21 protein-coding genes are annotated in these 19,532 nt (G+C 70.1%); 10 read left to right on the forward strand and 11 right to left on the reverse strand.

What is annotated here, in order from left to right; genetic code table 11:
- Positions 1–37 precede the first annotated feature (37 nt).
- The 3 genes from AC07RM_RS11015 to AC07RM_RS11025 are packed head-to-tail and all read left to right on the forward strand — an operon-like array spanning position 38 to position 2,378.
- Positions 38–343 carry a DUF3649 domain-containing protein gene (locus AC07RM_RS11015; protein ID WP_261208821.1) on the forward strand — a complete coding sequence of 102 codons (306 nt, stop codon included), beginning with the start codon at positions 38–40 and terminating at the stop codon, positions 341–343.
- On the forward strand, positions 340–2,013 hold the full coding sequence (locus tag AC07RM_RS11020; RefSeq protein WP_495334465.1) for a PepSY-associated TM helix domain-containing protein: 1,674 nt from the start codon (positions 340–342) through the stop codon (positions 2,011–2,013). The genes AC07RM_RS11015 and AC07RM_RS11020 overlap by 4 nt, the downstream gene beginning before the upstream one ends.
- Positions 2,013–2,378 carry a DUF3325 domain-containing protein gene (locus tag AC07RM_RS11025; protein ID WP_208513077.1) on the forward strand — a complete coding sequence of 122 codons (366 nt, stop codon included), beginning with the start codon at positions 2,013–2,015 and terminating at the stop codon, positions 2,376–2,378. The genes AC07RM_RS11020 and AC07RM_RS11025 overlap by 1 nt, the downstream gene beginning before the upstream one ends.
- Positions 2,379–2,385: 7 nt before the next feature.
- Here AC07RM_RS11025 and AC07RM_RS11030 read toward each other — a convergent pair whose 3' ends face one another.
- The gene (locus AC07RM_RS11030; RefSeq protein ID WP_495334466.1) at positions 2,386–3,453 is read right to left on the reverse strand and encodes an aldo/keto reductase; all 1,068 of its coding nucleotides are present in this window, start codon (positions 3,451–3,453) and stop codon (positions 2,386–2,388) included.
- 129 nt (positions 3,454–3,582) lie between these two features.
- Between AC07RM_RS11030 and AC07RM_RS11035 the strand changes: the two genes are divergently transcribed.
- Complete coding sequence (locus tag AC07RM_RS11035; protein WP_495334467.1) at positions 3,583–4,557, forward strand: LysR family transcriptional regulator; 975 nt, start codon at positions 3,583–3,585, stop codon at positions 4,555–4,557.
- Here the strand turns inward: AC07RM_RS11035 and AC07RM_RS11040 are convergent.
- Genes AC07RM_RS11040 through speD form a run of 3 tightly spaced genes read right to left on the reverse strand, consistent with a single transcriptional unit; the run spans position 4,499 to position 7,056 of the window.
- Entirely contained in the window at positions 4,499–5,896 is a 1,398-nt protein-coding gene (locus AC07RM_RS11040; protein ID WP_398496942.1) for an aminopeptidase P N-terminal domain-containing protein, read from the reverse strand. The two genes, AC07RM_RS11035 and AC07RM_RS11040, sit on opposite strands and share 59 nt — an antisense overlap.
- A 30-nt stretch (positions 5,897–5,926) precedes the next feature.
- Entirely contained in the window at positions 5,927–6,640 is a 714-nt protein-coding gene (locus tag AC07RM_RS11045) for a nucleotidyltransferase family protein (protein ID WP_495334543.1), read from the reverse strand.
- 29 nt (positions 6,641–6,669) lie between these two features.
- Entirely contained in the window at positions 6,670–7,056 is a 387-nt protein-coding gene (gene speD, locus AC07RM_RS11050) for an adenosylmethionine decarboxylase (protein WP_093351640.1), read from the reverse strand.
- A 172-nt stretch (positions 7,057–7,228) separates the two neighbouring features.
- On the opposite strand from speD, the gene AC07RM_RS11055 reads away from it, so the two are divergent.
- Together AC07RM_RS11055 and gap are read left to right on the forward strand one after the other, a co-directional pair.
- On the forward strand, positions 7,229–9,331 hold the full coding sequence (locus AC07RM_RS11055) for a transketolase family protein (RefSeq protein WP_296774764.1): 2,103 nt from the start codon (positions 7,229–7,231) through the stop codon (positions 9,329–9,331).
- 59 nt (positions 9,332–9,390) lie between these two features.
- Positions 9,391–10,392, forward strand: a complete 1,002-nt coding sequence (gap, locus tag AC07RM_RS11060) for a type I glyceraldehyde-3-phosphate dehydrogenase (RefSeq protein ID WP_093351635.1) — start codon at positions 9,391–9,393, stop codon at positions 10,390–10,392.
- 64 nt (positions 10,393–10,456) lie between these two features.
- Here the strand turns inward: gap and AC07RM_RS11065 are convergent, their stop codons facing one another.
- From AC07RM_RS11065 to AC07RM_RS11075, 3 genes are all read right to left on the reverse strand, one after another.
- Positions 10,457–11,059: a hypothetical protein gene (locus AC07RM_RS11065; protein WP_495334468.1), complete on the reverse strand. Its 603-nt coding sequence runs from the start codon at positions 11,057–11,059 to the stop codon at positions 10,457–10,459.
- A 23-nt stretch (positions 11,060–11,082) separates the two neighbouring features.
- Positions 11,083–11,682, reverse strand: a complete 600-nt coding sequence (locus AC07RM_RS11070; protein WP_495334469.1) for a hypothetical protein — start codon at positions 11,680–11,682, stop codon at positions 11,083–11,085.
- A gap of 125 nt (positions 11,683–11,807) precedes the next feature.
- Positions 11,808–12,116 carry a putative quinol monooxygenase gene (locus tag AC07RM_RS11075; protein WP_057593255.1) on the reverse strand — a complete coding sequence of 103 codons (309 nt, stop codon included), beginning with the start codon at positions 12,114–12,116 and terminating at the stop codon, positions 11,808–11,810.
- A 137-nt stretch (positions 12,117–12,253) separates the two neighbouring features.
- Here AC07RM_RS11075 and AC07RM_RS11080 point away from each other — a divergent pair, with 137 nt between their 5' ends.
- The gene (locus AC07RM_RS11080; protein WP_398501263.1) at positions 12,254–13,582 is read left to right on the forward strand and encodes an Nramp family divalent metal transporter; all 1,329 of its coding nucleotides are present in this window, start codon (positions 12,254–12,256) and stop codon (positions 13,580–13,582) included.
- 108 nt (positions 13,583–13,690) lie between these two features.
- Positions 13,691–13,981 (forward strand): YciI family protein, encoded by a 291-nt coding sequence (locus tag AC07RM_RS11085; RefSeq protein ID WP_057593253.1) that lies wholly within the window; start codon positions 13,691–13,693, stop codon positions 13,979–13,981.
- Positions 13,982–14,109: 128 nt separating this feature from the next.
- Here the strand turns inward: AC07RM_RS11085 and AC07RM_RS11090 are convergent, their stop codons facing one another.
- Positions 14,110–15,309, reverse strand: coding sequence for a pirin family protein (locus AC07RM_RS11090; RefSeq protein ID WP_495334470.1), 1,200 nt, complete (start codon positions 15,307–15,309; stop codon positions 14,110–14,112).
- Between the two features lie 20 nt (positions 15,310–15,329).
- Positions 15,330–15,746, reverse strand: a complete 417-nt coding sequence (locus AC07RM_RS11095; protein ID WP_296774773.1) for a VOC family protein — start codon at positions 15,744–15,746, stop codon at positions 15,330–15,332.
- A gap of 222 nt (positions 15,747–15,968) precedes the next feature.
- Between AC07RM_RS11095 and AC07RM_RS11100 the strand changes: the two genes are divergently transcribed.
- The gene (locus tag AC07RM_RS11100; protein ID WP_495334471.1) at positions 15,969–17,570 is read left to right on the forward strand and encodes a CYTH and CHAD domain-containing protein; all 1,602 of its coding nucleotides are present in this window, start codon (positions 15,969–15,971) and stop codon (positions 17,568–17,570) included.
- 30 nt (positions 17,571–17,600) lie between these two features.
- On the opposite strand, the gene AC07RM_RS11105 is transcribed toward AC07RM_RS11100, so the two are convergent.
- A complete protein-coding gene (locus AC07RM_RS11105) occupies positions 17,601–18,077 on the reverse strand; it encodes an FKBP-type peptidyl-prolyl cis-trans isomerase (RefSeq protein ID WP_093351617.1) in 477 nt (158 codons plus the stop codon).
- Positions 18,078–18,114: 37 nt separating this feature from the next.
- Positions 18,115–19,041, reverse strand: a complete 927-nt coding sequence (locus AC07RM_RS11110) for a LysR family transcriptional regulator (RefSeq protein ID WP_208513057.1) — start codon at positions 19,039–19,041, stop codon at positions 18,115–18,117.
- Between the two features lie 86 nt (positions 19,042–19,127).
- Between AC07RM_RS11110 and AC07RM_RS11115 the strand changes: the two genes are divergently transcribed.
- Positions 19,128–19,514 (forward strand): DoxX family protein, encoded by a 387-nt coding sequence (locus AC07RM_RS11115; protein WP_495334472.1) that lies wholly within the window; start codon positions 19,128–19,130, stop codon positions 19,512–19,514.
- Positions 19,515–19,532 lie beyond the last annotated feature (18 nt).

Genomic DNA, 19,532 nt, shown 5'->3' on the forward strand with positions numbered 1-19,532 from the left:
CTTCCCGAACGACCTCGCACGCCGTCCGGCGCGCGGCGTGAGCGCCGGCCTGCGCTACCGCCTCGGCGTGGCCTCGCGCGCCGTCGCCGCCATCGCCGGCGGCTACGGCGTGGCCGCGCTCTCCGCCGCGGCGCTCGCGCTGTGCCTGCCCGCCGCCTTCGGCATGGCGCGCAGCGAAGCCGCGATGACCGGCACGCTGGCCTCCTTCCTCGTGTTCGCGGTCGCGGTGATGTGGGTGTTCGCGGCGCGCAGCGCGTGGCGTGCCTGGATCGGCCTGGTCATTGCCGCGGCGCCGCTGGGCGCGCTGCTGCTGGTGCTGCCGACGCCGGGAGCGGGCGCATGAAGGAGGGCTTCCGCCAGTCGATGGCCTGGCTGCACACCTGGTCGGGCCTGCTGGTCGGCTGGGTGCTGTTCATGGTGTTCGCGGCCGGCACGGCCTCGTACTTCAAGGACGAGATCACGCTCTGGATGAAGCCCGAGTTGCACGGGCTTTCGCGCACGCCGGTGCCGCAGGTGCAGGCCACCGAGGGCGCCTACGCCTACCTGCAGCAGCACGCGGCCGACTCGCCGCGCTGGTTCATCACGCTGTCTACCGAGCGCGAGCCCTCGACCAGCCTGTTCTGGACCCGGCCCGCGCCGCCGGCCGGTTCGCCGCTGCGCGACCGGCGCGACCGCTTCGGCCGTGCGGTGCTCGATGCGGCCAGCGGCCAGCCCTCGGCGGCGGTGCGCGAGACGCGCGGCGGCGAGTTCTTCTACCGCCTGCACTTCGACCTGCACTACATGCCCGCGATCTGGGGCCGCTGGATCGTCGGCTTCTGCGCGATGTTCATGCTGGTGGCGATCCTCAGCGGCATCGTCACGCACAAGCGGATCTTCAAGGACTTCTTCACCTTCCGTCCGAAGAAGGGCCAGCGCTCGTGGCTCGACGCGCACAACGCGACCGCGGTGCTTGCGCTGCCCTATCACGCGATGATCACGTACACGGGCCTCGTCACGCTGATGTTCATGTACATGCCCTGGGGCCCGCAGGCGGCCTACAAGGACATCGGCGGCACGCAGACCTTCTTCTCCGAGGCCTTCGCGGGCGGCGTGCGCGAGCAGTTCAAGGCCGCAGGCCAGAAGGCGCCGATGGCACCGGTCGCACCGATGCTCGCGCAGGCCTCGGCGCACTGGGGCGGCGCGCCGGTCGGCCGCCTCACGGTCAATTCGCCGAACGATGCCAATGCGACGGTCATCGTGCGCCGCGCCGAAGGGCCGCAACTGGGGTCCGAGCAACCGTCGATGGTCTTCAACGGCGTGACCGGCGCGCTGGTCGGTGCCTACGGCGACAGCATGCGGCCCGCTGTCGAGACGCGCAGCGTGCTCTACGGCCTGCACATCGGCCGCTTCGGCGATCCGCTGCTGCGCGCGCTGTTCTTCGTCTCCGGCCTCGCGGGCTGCCTGATGGTCGCCACGGGGTTGCTGTTGTGGGCCGTGAAGGAGCGCCAGAAGTTCGCGAAGCGGCTCAAGCAGGGCGGCCGCGTGAGCTTCGGCCTGCGGCTGGTCGACGGCCTCAACCTCGGCGCGATCGCGGGCCTGCCGCTCGCGATGGCCGCCTTCTTCTGGGCCAACCGGCTGGTGCCGTTCGACACGGCCGACCGCGGCGCGGCCGAGATCGGCTGGTTCTTCGCGGTCTGGGGCGCGGCCGCGCTGCTGGGTCTCGCGCGGCCCACGCTGCGCATGTGGCAGGCGCAGCTCGCCGCAGGCGCGCTGCTGTTCGCGCTGCTGCCGGTGCTCAACGCCTTCACCGGTCCCGCGCCGCTCACGGTCAGCCTGCGCTCGGGGCCGAGTGCCGTCGCCGGTTTCGACCTGGTGTCGATCGCACTGGGCCTGGGGCTCGCGGGCGCGGCCTGGATGGTGGAGCGCAAGCGGCGCAAGGCCTTGAGTGCTTCGGCGAAGAAAGCCTCGAAGGCCGATCCGGCCGATGACGCGGTGGACTCGCCTTCGCTCGCCACCTCGGGCCAGAGATCGTAATGAACGCCTTGCTGATCGCGACCGTGTTCGCCGCCTCGCTCGCGGGCTTCTGCGCGCTGGGCCTCGCGATGGACCGCCACAGCGAGGACGTCTTCGGCCGCGGCAGCACGCCCGGTCCGTGGCGCCGCTGGCTGCAGCTCGGCGGCAGCGTGGCGCTGTGCCTATCGCTCGTCGCCAGCCTGCGCGCCGCCGGCCATTCGATCGGCTGGGTGCTCTGGCTCGGCGCGCTCACGGCGGCCGCGCAGACGGTGGTGGGGCTGTTGAGCTATGCGCCGCGCCGCTTCCACTGGGTGGCGTCGGCGGCCGCGGCGATCGCGGTGCTGGCGGGGCTCGGGTGCCTGGTGCTGGCCGCGCTGGGCGACTGAGTCCCTTTCACTCGCCGCGGCGCGTCGACGTGCCGCCGTGCAGCACCCCCTGCGTCATCGGCAGCGCCATGAAGTCGTGCGGAAACCCCAGCGCGATCGCGCTTGCCGCATCGAGCCGCCGCAGCGCCTGCGCATCGAGCTCGACCTCGAGCGCGCCCAGGTTGTCCTCGAACTGCGCGAAGGTGCGCGCGCCGATGATCGGCATCACGGTCGGCCCGCGCCGGTGCAGCAGCCAGGCCAGCGCGATCTGCGCGCTCGAGCGGTCCTGCTCCTTCGCGATCTGCGCCACCACGTCGGCGATGGCGAGCGCGCGTTCGGTGAGTGCGCCGTTGCCCACGGCCACGTCCTTGCGCGTGCCGGTCACGCGCGGGTCCTGTCCCTTCGCGCGGTCGAGGTCGGCGCGGCTGTACTTGCCGGTCAGCACGCCGCTGCCCAGCGGCGACCAGGCCATCACGCCGAGGCCGAGCTCGCGCGCCATCGGCAGCAGCTCGCGCTCCACGGTGCGCTCGATCAGGCTGTACTCGATCTGCAGCGCCACCAGCGGCGCCCAGCCGCGCAGCTCGGCCAGGGTCTGCATGCGCGCGACCTGCCAGGCGGGCGTGTCGGAGATGCCGGCGTAGAGCACCTTGCCCGCGCGCACGAGGTCGTCGAAGGCGCGCATCACTTCGTCGAAGGGCGTCAGCCCGTCCCAGATGTGCAGGTACAGCAGGTCGATGTAGTCGGTGCCCAGGCGCTTCAGGCTGGCCTCGACCGAGCGCACCATGTTGCGCCGGTGGTTGCCGCCCGCGTTGGGATTGCCGGGCTGCATGTTGAGCGTGTACTTGGTGGCCAGCACCACCGACTCGCGCCGGTCGGCGAGGAACTGGCCCAGCAGCCGCTCCGAGCTGCCGTTGGTATAGAAGTTGGCGGTGTCGACGAAGTTGCCGCCGCGTTCGAGGTAGGCGTCGAACATGCGGCGCGATTCGCCGGCGTCGGCCCCCCAGCCCCAGTCACTGCCGAAGGTCATGGTGCCGAGCGAGATCGGGCTGACGCGCAGGCCCGAGCGGCCGAGGGTGAGGTAGTCGTTGAGTGGCATGGGGATGTCCTTTCGAGGGGGAAGGCGCCGCGGTGCGCGAGCGCCATGGCTCGAATGTCGTCCCACCATTGCATTGGAAAAAGACCGCTGTGCTTGATGCTTTGTGAAGGCTCTCTTCATAATTCCCGCATGTCGCCCGACCTTCTCCCCGCCATCGCCGCCTTCGCGCGCGTGGCCCATCACGCCAGCTTCACGCGCGCGGCCGAGGAACTCGGCGTCTCTCCCTCGGCGCTGTCGCAGACCGTGCGCACGCTCGAGGCAAAGCTCGGCGTGCGGCTGCTCGACCGCAGCACGCGCAGCGTCGGCGCGACCGAGCTGGGCCGGCAGTTCCTCGAGGGCGCGCGGCCGGCGCTCGCGGCGCTGGCGCAGGCGGTGGAAGGCATCGACGAGGCACGCGACAAGCCGGCGGGGCTGCTGCGCCTGAACGTGGCGCGGGTCTCGGCCGAGCTGCTGCTCTATCCGCACTTCGGCGATTTCGCGGCGGCCTATCCCGACATCGTGCTCGAGCTGGTCTGCGACAACCGCATGGTCGACTTGGTCGAAGGCGGTTTCGACGCGGGCATCCGGCTCGGCGAGAGCCTGGCGCAGGACGTGGTGGCGCTGCCGATCGCGGGGCCGCAGCGCATGGTGAGCTTCGCGGCGCCGCGCTACCTCGAGGGGCGGACGCCGCCGCGCACGCCCGAGGACCTGCGCGAGCACCGCTGCCTCAACTTCCGGCTCACGACCGGCGGGCTCTATCGCTGGGAGTACGCGCAGGACGGCCGCGAGCTCGACGTGGAGGTGGCGGGACCGCTGATCGCCAACGATAGCGAGGTGCTGCTGGCGGCCGCGCGCGCCGGCGCGGGCATCGCGGTGGCCTTCGAGGGCACGGTGCGCGAGGACTTCGACAGCGGCCGGCTGGTGCCGCTGCTCGAGCCGTGGTGGCCCACTTTTCCGGGCTTCTATCTCTATTACCCGAGCCGCGCGCAGATGCCGCGCAAGCTGCGGGTGTTCATCGACTTTTTGCAGGCGCGGCACGCGCCGCAGGCACCGCAGCGCGTGGCGCTCAGGCCCGCATCAACGCCTCGATCTCGTCCCCCTTCACCGGCACGCCGCGCGAAATGAGCTCGCAGCCGGTGGCCGTGACGATGGCGTCGTCTTCCGTGCGGATGCCGATGTTGTGGAACTGCTCGGGCACGCCGTCGGCGGGGCGCACGTAGATGCCGGGTTCGAGCGTGAGCACCATGCCGGGCTGCAGGATGCGGCTCGGGCGGTTCTTGATGAGCTCGTTCGACAGCGGGTCCTTGCGCTCGCTGACCTCGCCGACCTGCGTGGGCTCGACGTAGCTGCCGCAGTCGTGCACGTCCATGCCGAGCCAGTGGCCGGTGCGGTGCATGTAGAACTGGAAGTAGGCGCGGCTGTCGATCACGTCGTCGAGGCCGCCGACCTTGTTGGCGTCGAGCAGGCCCAGGTCGAGCATGCCCTGCGCGAGCACGCGCACGGCGGCGTCGTGCGGGTCGTTGAAGCGGTTGCCGGCCTTGGTGGCGGCGGCCGAGGCGTCCTGGCTCGCGAGCACGAGGTCGTACAGCGCGCGCTGCGGGCCGGTGAACCTGCCGTTGGCGGGAAAGGTGCGCGTGATGTCGCTGGCGTAGCCGTCGAGCTCGCAGCCGGCATCGATCAGCACCAGCTCGCCGTCGCGCACGGGGGCGGCATCGGCGCGGTAATGCAACACGCAGGCGTTGGCGCCGGCCGCGACGATGGAACCGTAGGCCGGGTACTGCGAGCCGCCGAGGCGGAACTCGTGCAGCAGCTCGGCGTCGAGGTGGTACTCGCGCACGTCCTTGCCCTCGCGCAGCATGCGCGCCGACAGCTGCATCGCGCGGATGTGGGCGCGGGCGCTGATCTGGGCGGCGCGGCGCATGATGTCCTGCTCGTGCGCGTCCTTCACGAGGCGCATCTCGTCGAGCGGGCCGCACAGGTCGCGCTGCTCCTCGGGGCACAGCGCGCCGTAGCGCACGCGCGCGCGCACCGACTGCAGCCAGCCGTCGACGCGGGTCTCGAGGCCCTTGTGGGTGGCGAACGGATACCAGACGACCGAGCGGTTCTCGAGCAGCTTGGGCAGCTTCGCATCGAGCTCGGTGACCGAGAAGGCCTCGTCGAGGCCGAGCGCCTCGGGCGCGGCGTCGGGGCCGAGCCGGTAGCCGTCCCAGATCTCGCGCTCCAGATCCTTGGGCGCGCAGAACAGCGTGGCGCGGCCGTCGCCGCCGAGCACCAGCCAGGCATTGGGCTCGGTGAAGCCGGTCAGGTAGTAGAAGTAGCTGTCGTGGCGGAACAGGAAGTCGCTGTCGCGGTTGCGCTGGCGTTCGGGCGCGGTCGGGATGATCGCGATGCCGTCCTTGCCCAGTTGCGAGGCGAGGCGAGCGCGGCGCTCGGCGTAGATCTTCTTGGTGTCGGTGGTGGTCATCGCGTGGAGACTTCCTGTGAGACGGGCTGGCTACGAAGGCCGGTTGAGTTCGGCGAGGCGCTCGGGCGTTCCCACGTCGGTCCAGGGGCCGGTGTAGAGCTCGGCGCTCACCAGGCCATTGTCCATCGCGGCACGCAGGATCGGCGCCAGCGGGGCTTTGATGCCGCCGGGGTTGCCGCAAGGGATGGCGCAGTAGGGCGGCGCGAACAGTGCGGCGCGGTACAGGCCGATGGTCGAGAAGGTGTGGCGCGGGCCGTCCGGCGTGTCGAGCGCGAGGCCCTCGGCCGAGAGGCCGAAGTCGCCCTTCGGGTTGTGCGCGGGATTGGGCACCAGCCACAGGTGCGCGAGCTTGCCGCTCGCCACGAAGCGCTCGACCGCGGCCTGGGTGAAGACGAAGCCGGGCGCGAACACGTCGCCCGCCGCGACCCAGAACGGATCGCCCAACAGCGGCAGCGCGCGCACGATGCCGCCCGCGGTCTCGAGCGCGCCGCCAAAGTCTCGGGCCTCGTCGGAGTATGAAATCGATAGCGTCACCTGGCCGCCCAGCAACGGTTTCGAGCCGAAGTGACCGGAGATCCGGTCGCCGAGCCAGGCCGTGTTGAGCACCAGCTCGGTGAAGCCGCCGGCCGCCAGCGCCTCCATCGGCCATTGCATCAGCGGCTTGCCGCGGACCTCGAGCAGGGGCTTGGGGGTGGTGTCGGTCAGCGGCCGCATGCGCTCGCCGCGACCGGCCGCGAGCACCATGGCCTTGGCCGCCACCGTCGCGTCCCGGCTCAAGCGCTGGCCGCCACGCGCCCGCGTTGCAGCTCGTTGCGTTCGCTGTGGCGCGGGCGGAACAGCGAGACCAGGCAGTCCATTAGCGCATGCGCCTTGGCCGAGTGGTCGCCGCCGAAGTTGCAGACGTAGACGTCGAGCGTGACGGCGCGCTGCTCGGGCCAGGTGTGCAGGCACAGGTGCGATTCGGCCAGCAGCACGGTGGCGGTGACGCCGCCCGGGCCGTGCGTGGTGGCCGGGAAGCCGTGGACCAGCTTGCCCACCGGCTGCAGCCCCGCGGCCGACACGGCCTTGAGGCAGACGGCGCCGAGCGCCTCGCCGTCGGTGAGCCACTGCGCGCCGCATTGGCAATCGTGAAGGTCGGCGGTGAGGTGCAGCCCGTGCATATGTCCGCGACTTTAGTACATCGCCCATGAGGGAAAACGCGGGTCCGGCCGGCTGCGCAAAATAAGCGCAGAGGGGTGTCAGCAGGCTGTCGGTGCCGGTTCGGGCTCGCCCGGTAAAATCGCGGGTTCTCCCGAGTCCCTCCCACCCAACTCCCCCGAAAGTTCCCTGCCCATGGCCAACCAAGCCCTGATGGCCAACGCGATCCGCGCGTTGGCTATGGATGCCGTTCAACAAGCCAATTCCGGACATCCGGGCGCACCGATGGGGATGGCCGACATGGCCGTCGCACTGTGGGGCGAGCACCTGCGCTACAACCCCGCCAACCCGCACTGGTTCGACCGCGACCGCTTCGTGCTGTCGAACGGCCACGCCTCGATGCTGCTGTACGCGGTGCTGCACCTGACCGGCTACGACCTGCCGATCGACGAGCTCAAGAACTTCCGCCAGCTGCACAGCAAGACCGCGGGCCACCCCGAGGTCGACGTGACCCCTGGCGTGGAAACCACCACCGGCCCGCTGGGCCAGGGCATCACCAATGCGGTGGGCTTCGCGCTGGCCGAGAAGCTGCTGGCCGCCGAGTTCAACCGCAAGAGCCACGACATCGTCGACCACCACACCTACGCCTTCCTGGGCGACGGCTGCATGATGGAAGGCATCAGCCACGAAGCCTGCGCGCTGGCCGGCGCCTGGCACCTCAACAAGCTGATCGCGCTCTACGACGACAACGGCATCAGCATCGACGGTCAGGTCAAGCCCTGGTTCATCGACAACACGGAAGAGCGCTTCAAGGCCTACGGCTGGAACGTCATCGGCCCGATCGACGGCAACGACGCCAAGGAAGTGTCGAAGGCCATCGCCAAGGCGAAGAAGGAAGAGTCGCGCCCCACGCTGATCGTCTGCAAGACCACCATCGGCAAGGGCAGCCCGAACCGCGCCGGCACCGCCAAGGCGCACGGCGAGGCGCTCGGCGCCGAAGAGATCAAGCTCACGCGCGAAGCCCTGGGCTGGACCGCGCCGGCCTTCGAGATCCCGACCGAGGTCTATGCCGACTGGAACCACAAGGACGAAGGCCACCGCCTCGAGACCGACTGGAACGAGCGCTTCGCCGCCTACGCCGTCGCCTACCCCGAGCTGGCCGGCGAGTTCACGCGCCGCATGAAGGGCGAGCTGCCCAAGGAATTCCACCAGGTCGCGTTCGACACCGTGGTGGCCGCGCACACCAAGGCCGAGACCGTGGCCAGCCGCAAGGCCAGCCAGCTCGCGCTGGAATCGTTCACGGCCGCGCTGCCCGAAATGCTCGGCGGCAGCGCCGACCTGACCGGCTCGAACCTCACCAACACCAAGAGCACCGCCGCGCTGCGCTTCGATCCGAAGACCGGCGCCGTGGTCATGAACGTGCCGGCGGTCGAGGCCAAGCCCGGCGCGGAAGACGAAGCCAAGTCCGAGGCGCCGGCCGAAGCCCCGCACGGCACCATCGGCCGCCACATCAACTACGGCGTGCGCGAGTTCGGCATGGCCGCGATCATGAACGGCGTGGCGCTGCATGGCGGCTACATCCCCTACGGCGGCACCTTCCTGACCTTCAGCGACTACAGCCGCAACGCGATCCGCATGGCCGCGCTGATGAAGCACCGCGTGATCCACGTGTTCACGCACGACTCCATCGGCCTGGGCGAAGACGGCCCGACGCACCAGTCGATCGAGCATGCCGCCTCGCTGCGCCTGATCCCCAACCTCGACGTCTGGCGTCCGGGCGACACGGCCGAAACCGCCGTGGCCTGGGCCGTGGCGCTGCAGAACCAGTCGCGCCCGACCGCGCTGCTGCTGAGCCGCCAGAACATCGCCTATGCGGCAAAGAGCGAACTCGGCGACATCAGCCGCGGCGCCTACGTGCTGTCCGAACCCGAACAGGTCGGCCTGAAGAACAAGAAGACCGCGGCGGTCCTGATCGCCACCGGTTCCGAAGTGCAGCTCGCGCTCGCCGCGCAGAAGCTTTTGGCCGAGAAGAAGATCGCGGTGCGCGTGGTGTCGATGCCCTCGACCACCACCTTCGACCGCCAGGACCTGGCCTACAAGAAGGCCGTGCTGCCGAAGAAGCTGCCGCGCGTGGCGGTCGAGATGGGCTGCACCGACGGCTGGTGGAAGTACGGCTGCGCCGCCGTCGTCGGCATCGACACGTACGGCGAATCTGCGCCCGCGCCGGTGCTGTTCAAGCACTTCGGCTTCACGGCCGAGAACGTCGCCGCCACGGTCGAAGCGGCCCTGCGCGACTGAGCGCCGCGCGCCCCTCTTCCGGTCCGATCACAAGTTTTTCAACCTTAGGAGCAAGTCAGATGGCTATCAAACTCGGTATCAACGGCTTCGGCCGCATCGGCCGCAACGTGCTGCGCGCAGCCGTGCAGAACTTCAAGAACGAGATCGAAATCGTTGCCATCAACGACTTGCTCGAGCCCGACTACCTAGCCTACATGCTGCAGTACGACTCGGTGCACGGCCGCTTCAAGGGCGAGGTCACGGTCGAGGGCAACACGCTGATCGTGAACGGCAAGAAGATCCGCCTGACGCAGGAGCGCGACCCCGCGCAACTGAAGTGGAACGAGGTCGGCGCCGACATCGTGCTCGAGTCGACCGGCCTGTTCCTCACGAAGGAAACGGCGCAGAAGCACATCGACGCGGGCGCCAAGAAGGTGATCCTGTCGGCGCCGTCGAAGGACGACACGCCGATGTTCGTCTACGGCGTGAACGACAAGAAGTACGCCGGCGAAGCCATCATCAGCAACGCCAGCTGCACCACCAACTGCCTGGCCCCGCTGGCCAAGGTGCTCAACGACAAGTGGGGCATCAAGCGCGGCCTGATGACCACCGTGCACGCGGCCACCGCCACGCAGAAGACCGTGGACGGCCCGAGCAACAAGGACTGGCGCGGCGGCCGCGGCATCCTCGAAAACATCATCCCGTCGTCGACGGGTGCGGCCAAGGCCGTGGGCGTGGTGATTCCCGAGCTCAACAAGAAGCTCACGGGCATGAGCTTCCGCGTGCCGACCTCCGACGTGTCGGTGGTCGACCTGACGGTCGAGCTGGTGAAGGAAGCCACGTACAAGGAAATCTGCGCCGAGATGAAGGCGCAGAGCGAAGGCGCGCTCAAGGGCGTGCTGGGCTACACGGAAGACAAGGTGGTGGCCACCGACTTCCGCGGCGACCCGCGCACCTCGATCTTCGACGCCGAAGCCGGCATCGCGCTCGACGGTACCTTCGTGAAGCTCGTGAGCTGGTACGACAACGAATGGGGCTACTCGAACAAGTGCCTCGAGATGGTGAAGGTCGTCTCGAAGTAAGCCTTCGACGCCATCATGAAGAACGCGCTCCCCGGAGCGCGTTTTTTCTTTGGGTGCGCCGCCTTCAGCGCAGCTTCTCGTTGCGCCGTATCTCGCTCGCGAGCTGCCCCGCCATGCGCGCCGCGGCGCGGCGCGCGGCCAGGCCGAAGTCGCCCTTGTACTCGCCGAACTCGGCCGTGCCGTTGCCGACCGCGCGCACCCGCGTGACCTCGGCGCCCGCGGCATCGGTGACCACGCACTGCACCTCGGCGGTGAACGAGGTCGGCGGCCAGGCCAGCAGCGAGGTGGAGCTCGAGTCGGTCGTGATCTTCGGCGTGAACACCAGCGCGATGCCGGCCGCCTGGTTGGCCTTCACGTCGTTCGCGGTGCGCAGCACCACCACGTCGCGGTAGACGGAGCGCAGCGCGTCGCGCACCGGCTTCTCGAGGTCGCGGTAGGGGAAGTAGCTGACCTTGTCGCCGCTGCCGCCGGGCGTGACCACCTGGGTGTCGCGCTGGGCGTCGGTCATCACGTAGGCCACCTTCTTCTGCACCAGGTGCTGCAGCGAACGCGGTGGCGCCGGGTCCGTGACCATGGTGATCGGATGGGTGCAGGCCGCGAGCAGCAGCGCGCCGAAGGCGAGGGCGGCGATGCCGGCGGCGCGCGTGCAGGAAGGGAACAGGGACATGGCGGCGCCTCGTGTCGTTGTCGTCATGGCCGGATCGCCGCCACGAACTGCGGGTCGGCATAGACCTGGCGCAGCAGCGCGCGCACCAGGCGCGGGTACTCGGCCTGGCCGGCCGGCACGGCCACCGCGGCGCCGTAGCCTGATTCGAACTTGGTCTCGCCGCGGTAGGTGCGGCGCAGCCGCTGCGTGTCGCCACGCGTGACCACGATCTCGACCTCCATGCGGCCGCCGCCGTTGAACACGCCGAGGTCGAGCTCGTTGAGCAGGATGCGCGCCGCGATGCGCGTGGGCGCCTTCGGGTCGAGCACCGAGATCTCGGCCAGGTCGCGCCGCATCGCCTCCTCGAGGTAGAGCGCGAAGCTGCCGTTGGGCGAGACCAGGCGCGTGCTGCGCATGCGCACGTTGTTGACCTTGTCCTCGGGATCGGTGGGCTGGGCGCGCGCCACCGCCACCATGCCGGGGCGCGTGGCCTCGAGGCGATCGAGCGCCTCGTAGTCGGCCGCGTAGGGCGGCGCCATCAGCGGCGCGCAGCCGCTGGCCAGCAGCACGAGCGCGGCCAGCGCGGCGGGCACCGCGGCGGCGCGCGCGCACCGGCGCGGGCCTTGCGAACGGAAGATCGCCATGTCCGTGGTCCCCTCTCTGTGTCGTTGAACGGCTGCCGGCAAAGGTAGCAGCATCCCGTGCGCACGAATACAACGGAAAGGGGTAGGCGACGAAGGAGAAAGAAGCGCCCGTCGGGCGCGCGGCCTCAGACCGGTTCGAGCACGTGGATCAGCTTGCTCTCGACCAGTGCCTTGGTCTTCTCGCCATGGGCCTTCATGTGCGGCGCGACCGCGTGGGCCTGCAGGTCGGCCAGCGTCTCCCACTTCTCGATCACGACGAAGGTGTCGGCGCCGAAGCTGGCCTTCGAGGGCGGGATGCCCTGCGCATCGATGGTGGCGCCGTATTCGATGCAGCCCTTCTCGGCCAGCACCGCGGCACGGTTCTCGGCGAAGGCGGCGAGCAGTGCGGCGCGCTGGCCGGGCTTGGCGGTGATGACGGCGACGACGTGGATCATGGGCGAGGGTCTCCTGAGTGGGATGAGCGGGCCGGTGCGGCCGCGAGCCTTCGAATCTAAGAGATTCCGCGCGGGCCTGCCGGGTGCGGTGGTCCGCTGGGCGACAAGGCCGAGGGCTTGTCCCTATCATCGCGCGCATGTTCTTTCCGCTGCCCCGCACCGCCACCGCACCCTTCTGTCCGTCCGAGGTGAAGGGCAGCGTCGCGGTGCCGCAGGAGCTGTCCTTCGGCCGCAAGCTGTTGCGCTACGCGGGTCCGGGGCTGCTGGTGTCGGTGGGCTACATGGATCCGGGCAACTGGGCCACCGACATCGAGGCCGGCTCGCGCTTCGGCTACGGCCTGTTGTTCGTGGTGCTGCTCGCGAGCCTCGCAGCGATGCTGCTGCAGACCCTGTGCGTGCGGCTCGGGCTGATCGCGCAGAAGGACCTGGCGCGCGCCTGCCGCGAGCGCTATTCGCCGCGCGTCAACCGCTTCCTCTGGCTCGGCGCCGAGCTGGCCATCGTGGCCTGCGACCTGGCCGAGGTGCTCGGCAGCGCGCTCGCACTGCACCTGCTGTTCGGCGTCTCGATCCCGGTGGGAATCCTCATCACCGCCTTCGACACCCTGCTGGTGCTGGGCCTGCAGGGCGCCGGCTTCCGGCGCGTGGAGGCGATCGTGCTCGGCCTGGTCGGCACCATCGCGGCCTGCTTCGTGGTCGAGCTCGCGATGGCGCCGCCCAACTGGTTCGGCGTGGCGGTCGGCTTCGTGCCGATGCTCGAGCGGCTGCACCAGCCGGGCGCGCTCTACCTCGCGATCGGCATCGTGGGGGCGACCGTGATGCCGCACAACCTCTACCTGCATTCGTCGATCGTGCAGACCCGGCTGGTGGCGCCGACCGAGCCCGCGCGGCGCGAGGCGGTGCGCTTCTGCACGCTCGACGCGGTGGTCTCGCTGTCGCTCGCGCTGCTGGTCAACGCGGCCATCATGGTGCTCGCGGCCAGCGCCTTCCACGGCACCGGCCACACGGCGGTGACCGAGATCGACGATGCCTACCGGCTGATCGAGCCGGTGGTGGGCAGCGCGCTGGCGGCCACGCTGTTCGGCGTGGCGCTGCTGGCCTCGGGGCAGAGCTCGACCTTCACCGGCACCATCGCGGGCCAGATCATCATGGAAGGCTTTCTCGACCTGAAGATCCCGTGCTGGCAGCGGCGCCTGATCACGCGCGCGCTGGCGCTGGTGCCGGCCTTCGTCGGCGTGTGGTGGTTCGGTGACGGCGGCGTGGGCAAGATGCTGGTGCTGAGCCAGGTGGTGCTGAGCTTCCAGCTGCCGTTCGCGATGTGGCCGCTGATCCGCTTCACGAGCGACCGCGCGCTGATGGGCGGCTTCGCGAACGGGCCGGTGGTGAAGTCGCTGGCCTGGCTGCTGTTCGGCGTGATCAGCGCGGCCAACGTGTGGCTGGTGGCGTCGGTGGTGCTGGGCATCGGCTGAGCGCCGACCGTCGGTCGCGGATTTGCATCCGGTTACCCGGCGCGGCTTCGGGCGGTCATGCGAAGGCCCTAGCATCGGGCCCGTCGCATCACCCAGGAAGCCCCGCGCATGTTCATCGTGACCCTCACCTACATCCGCCCCCTCGAGGAGGTCGACGCGCTGATCGACGCGCACATGGTGTGGCTGCGAAAGCATTACGAGAGCGGGCTGTTCATCGCCTCTGGCCGCCAGGTGCCGCGCCGCGGCGGCGTGATCATCGCGCGCTCGGGCGACCGCGCCGCGCTCGAGGCCGTGCTGGCGCGCGACCCCTTCGTGCAGGGCGAGGTGGCGCGCGCCGAGGTGATCGAGTTCGTGCCGAGCATGACGGCACTGGGCGCCGAGATGCTCAAGACCTTCTGAGTCCTTAGAAGGTGTGAAGGAACCGTCGCGAGCGCCCCGAGGTCGCGTCGAGGACCGCAGCCGTACTGACGTACGGCGAGGACCGCAGATGCGAGATCGGGGCGCGCAGCAGGTTCATTCATACCTTCTCAGCGGGCCGGCTTGTCCTCGCGTCCGCCCGGGTGCCGCGCGAAGCGTGCCGGGTCGCGGCCATGCACCGGCGCCCCGTCGTCCCAGGGCCAGCCGCCGAACTGCGTGCGGCGGTAGTCGGCGAGGGTCTGGCTGATCTCGGCCTGCGTGTTCATCACGAAGGGCCCGTACTGCACCACCGGCTCGGCGATCGGGCGGCCCTGCAGCAGCAGGAACTCGGCCGTGTCGGCGTCGCCGTTGACGATCTCGACCGCGGTGCCGGCATGCAGCTCGATGGCCGCCGGCCCCTGCACCTCGCGGCCCGCGATGCGCGCCTGCGCACCCTTGAAGAAGTACAGCATGCGCCGCGTGCCTGCGCCGCTGGCGGCCGGCAGCGTCCAGTCGGCGCCGGGCGTCATGCGCAGGGTCCAGATCGCCACGTCGGCCTCGGTGCGCGCGGCCCACGAATCGGGCGGCGGTGCCAGCGGATCGATGGGCGCGGGCGCGCCGGCCTCGGCCGCGTTGCCGAGCTGGCCCGCGATCACCGCGATCTCGGTGCGGCCGCCGCGCGGCGACTCGACCACCAGGCGCGGGATCGCCTCCGACCAGAACATCGTGAAATGCGGTTCGGCCATCTTGCTGGCGGCCGGCAGGTTCAGCCAGATCTGGAACAGCTCGAGCGGATTCGGCGCGCCGGCGTCGAGCAGCGGGAACATCTCCGAATGCACGATGCCCTTGCCGGCCGTGAGCCACTGCACGTCGCCGCCGCCGAAGCGCGCGGTGGCGCCCAGCGAGTCGGAATGGTCGATCAGGCCCTTGCGCACGATGGTCACGGTCTCGAAGCCGCGGTGCGGATGCGAGGGAAAGCCCGGCACGGTCTCGCCGTGGTACATGCTCCAGCCGTCCTTGCGGCTGAAGTCCTGGCCGATGTCGCGGCCCGCGAGCGAGGCCTCGGGGCCCATCTGTGCATTGGCGCGCGGATAGGCGTCGTCGTGGTAGACGCAGAACAGGAACGGGTCGACCGTCTCCCACGGGAAGCCCAGGGGCTTGATCCCCACGATGGGGTTGTAGCTGGCGGTGGCGGTGGGCACGTCGGCCTTCCTTTCGGGATCGGACGCCGTCGATGGCGCGGCGTCCTTGGCCCCCATGTCGGGGCGCTTGCGCCCATCGGAAGGGCGCGTGCGCGCGACAGTGCGGCTCGCGGATGGAACGATGGGCATCGCCGGACCGCCTGCCGCTCTTATTGCTGCGGCATCTGCGCGTTCGGGTCCATGAACACGAGTTCCCAGAGGTGGCCGTCGAGGTCCTGGAAGCCATGGCCGTACATGAAGCCGAGGTCCTGCGGCGCGCGCGGCGTGGTGCCGCCGGCGGCGACCGCCTTGGCCACCAGCTCGTCGACCTCGGCGCGGCTCTCGCACGACAGGCACAGCAGCACTTCGGTGCTGGTGCGGGTGTCGGTGATCGCCTTGTCGGTGAAGGTCTTGAAGAAGGACTCGACCAGCAGCATCGCGTGGATGCTGCCTTCCTGAACCACCATGCAGGCGGCATTGGCGTCGGTGAACTGCGGGTTGAAGTTGTAGCCCAGCGCGTTGAAGAAAGCCTTGGACTTGTCGAGGTCCTTGACGGGGAGGTTCACGAAGATCTGCTTGGTGGCCATGGTGTTTCCTGTGCGTCGAAAGAAGAGAACGAAAAAGGGGGCTTCGGGGCGCTGGACGGGTTGTTGTGTACAGCGTCCACAAATTATGCAAAACAAAATGGACGGTGTCCACATCAATTTGCAAGAAGACGCTTCCGGGCCTCCGGCGGCCTGCCGTATGCCCGCTCGCGCCGTGCGTCGATGAGTGGCGCCACGGCGCGCAGGGTGCATCATGGCCGGCTCATGGAAATCGAATTCAAGTTCCACATTCCCGCCGACCGCCTGAAGGCCGTCGATGCCGCGCTGCGCCGCGGCGCCGTCGTGCGCACCCGGCTGCAGGCGCGCTATTTCGACACCGCCGACGAGCGGCTGGCCGCACAGGGCATCGTGCTGCGGCTGCGCAAGGAGGGCCGGCGCTGGGTGCAGACGGTGAAGGCCACCGGCGACAACGCGCTGCACCGGCTCGAGCACAACGTCGACCTCGGCACCGCGGGCGCCTCGCCGGGCATCGATCCGCAGCGCCACCAGGGCACGCCGGTCGGCGAGCGGCTGGCGCAGGCGCTCGCGGGCGAGGATGGGCAGCCCGCGGCGCTGGTCGAGCGCCAGTCCACCGACATCGTGCGGCTCACGCGCGACGTGCGCAGCACCGGGCCCGGCGGTGTCGTCGCCGAGCTGGCGCTCGATGTCGGCAAGGTGGTGGCGCATGCCGGCACGCCCGAACAGCGCGAATCGCCGGTCTGCGAACTCGAGCTCGAACTCAAGCGCGGCAGCGTGCCGGGGCTGGTCGCGCTCGCGCAGCGCTGGTCGCAGCAGCACGGGCTGTGGTTCAGCACCATCTCGAAGGCCGAGCGCGGCGCGCGGCTGCTCGCGGGGCTCGACGTGGTGCCCGCCGTCAAGGCCGAGCCGCCGCGCTTCGCGAGCGCGCCCGATGGCCGCGCGATCCAGCGCGCCGTGGTCGCGAACTGCCTCGCGCAGATCCTGCCGAATGCCACCGAAGTGGCCGCGGGCAGCGACGACGAGGAACAGGTGCATCAACTGCGCATCGGCATCCGCCGCCTGCGCACGGCCCTGCGCGAGCTCGAGGGGCTCGATCCCTCGGGCGCCTTCGACCGCGCGGGCTGGGAGCCGGCGCTGGTCGACTGCTTCCGCGCACTGGGCGCGCTGCGCGACCGCGAGCAGGTGGCGAAGATCGCGCAGCCGAAACTGCGCGAGGCCGGGGCGCCCGAGGTGGATCCGCTGGCCGGCGAGGCGGCCGGCACGGACGCTACGAAGCTCTCGTCCGGCGAGGCCGTGCGTGCGCCCGCGTTCCAGGCGGTGCTGGTGGCCTTGATCGGCTTCACCGCGACCGAGGCCCCGGCGCCCGAACCGGCCGCGGAGGGCGTGCCGCCCGCCGTCACGCCGCTGAATCCCGACGACGCCCGCCGCTTCCTGCGCAAGCGCCTGCAACGCCTGCACGAGCAGGCCCTGCGCGACGGCGGCCGCTTCGAATCGCTGGACACCGACAGCCAGCACCGCGTGCGCAAGCGCCTCAAGCGCCTGCGCTACCTCGCCGAATTCGCGGCGCCGCTGTTCGAGACCCGGGACGAGAAGAAGAGCGACGACAAGAGCGCCGCCGAGCGCTATCTGAAGCGCCTGCGTCCCGCGCAGGATGCATTGGGCGAGTTCAACGACGAGGCCGTCGCGATGGCCCTGTACCGCGAAGCCACCGCGCACGATGCGCGCGCCTGGTTCGCGGTGGGCTGGTTCAGCGCACGGCACGCGGCGGGCGCGGCGGCCTGCCGGGAGGCGCTGGAAAAGATCGAGGGCGCGCCGCGGTTCTGGAAGAAGGGCCGCGGCAAGTCCTGACGCGGGGCGCGCGAGCGAGCGCGTCCGATGTCAGTGGTGGTGGCCGTGCGCCCCGTGCACGTGGCGATGCTCGATCTCCACCGGCAGCGCCTCGCGCACGTCCGTCACGGTCAGGCTGAAGCGCAGCGCCTTGCCGGCCCACGGATGGTTGCCGTCGAGCAGCACGACCGGGCCCTTGATCTTCATCACGGTGAACACGTGCTCGCGGCCGTCGTCGAGGCGGCCCTGCAGCTGGCCGCCCACCTTCACGCCCGGCGGGAAGTCGGTCTTGGGGATGCTGCGCACCAGCGTCTCGTCGCGCTGGCCGAAGGCGTCCTCGGGCGCGAGGTTCAGGGTGGTCTGGTAGCCCTTCTCCTGGCCGTCGAGCGCTTCCTCGATCTTGGGCAGCGTGTTCTCGTAGCCGCCATGCAGGTAGGCCATGGGCTCGGGGCTGGCTTCGATCAGCTTGCCCTGGGCGTCGGCGACTTTGTACTTGAGGGTGACGACGGTGTCTTTTGCGATTTTCATCGGGCCATTTTCCGTGCAAACCGATGGGCCGTGACGGCTAGGTCTTCCACGAGCGGAAGGCCTCGGGCAGCGTTTCCTCGGTGCTCAGCTTCTGCGTCACCATCGCGATGAAGGCCGACACCGCGAGCGGCAGGTGCTTGCGGCTCGGGTACAGCACGGTCAGCCCCTGGCCCGTGCGCTGGTACCGCGGCAGCACCGGCATGAGCCGGCCGGCCGCCACGTCGAGCCGGCCCATCGAGGGCGGCAGCAGCGCGATGCCCAGGCCGGCCACCGCCGCCCGGCGCAGCGCCTGCGCGGTGTTGCCGCTGAAGCGGCCCGTGACCTGTACCTCCTCCTCGCCGTCCGGCCCGGCCAGCCGCCAGGTCGCGCGGCCGCTGGGATGCGCCGCGGTCACGCAGTCGTGCTGCGCCAGCTCCTGCAGCGTGGCTGGGGCGCCGCGCGCGGCGATGTAGGCGGGGCTCGCCACCAGGCCGTCGGTGCGCGGGCCCAGCAGCTTACGGCCGACGTAGCCCGAATCGGGCTGCGCGCCGCCACGGAAGGCGACGTCGATCTGCTCCGCGATCAGGTCGGCCTTGGCGTCGCTGAGCACGAAGTCGACCCGCACCAGCGGATTCGCGGCCAGGAAGTCGGCCACCCATTCCATCGGGAAGAAATCGAAGAAGTCGGCGGTCGCAGCCACCCGCACCAGGCCGCTGGGCGCATGGCTGCCGGTGATCAGTTCCTGCCCGGCCTCGACCAGTCCATCGACCGCGCCCGCGCAGCGCTCGTGAAAAGCCTGGCCCGCGCTGGTCAGCGTCAGCTTGCGGGTCGAGCGCTGCATCAGCCGAGTGCCCAGCTGCGCCTCGAGCTGCTGGATGCGCCGGCTCACGGTGTTGGGCGGCAGCCCGAGGCGCCGGGCGGCTTCGGCAAAGCTGCCGTGGCGCACCACCTGCACGAACATGGCGATGTCGTTGAGGTCGAGCATGGGGTCGGATTCCTTCGATGGATGGACGAGTGAAATCCGACTCTACCGTCTAGTCGATCAATGGGTGCGACCCTAACCTTGTACCCATGGCTTCCTCGTCCTCTCTTTCTCCCCTCCAGCGCCGCATCGTCTGGGGCGTTCGCATCCTCCTGGCGCTGGCTTTCGGCGCGGCCGGCGCCGCCAAGCTGGCCGGCGTGCCGCAGATGGTCCAGGTGTTCGACGCCATCGGCTTCGGCCAGTGGTTCCGCTACCTGACGGGCGTGGTCGAGGTCGGCGGCGCGTTGCTGCTGCTCGTGCCCGCGACCGGCTTTTTCGGCGGCCTGCTGCTGGCCGCGACCATGGTCTGTGCCGTGGCCACCCACCTCGTGCTGATCGGCGGCAACCCCGCGCCGGCCATCGTTCTCACGCTGCTCTCGGCCTTCGTGGCGTGGCGGCTGCGGCCTGGGCCGCGGCCGGCCGCCATCGCGCGCTGATCCCTCTTTGTCCCCCAC

It is taken from the genome of Variovorax sp. GW821-FHT09B05 (assembly GCF_059418265.1).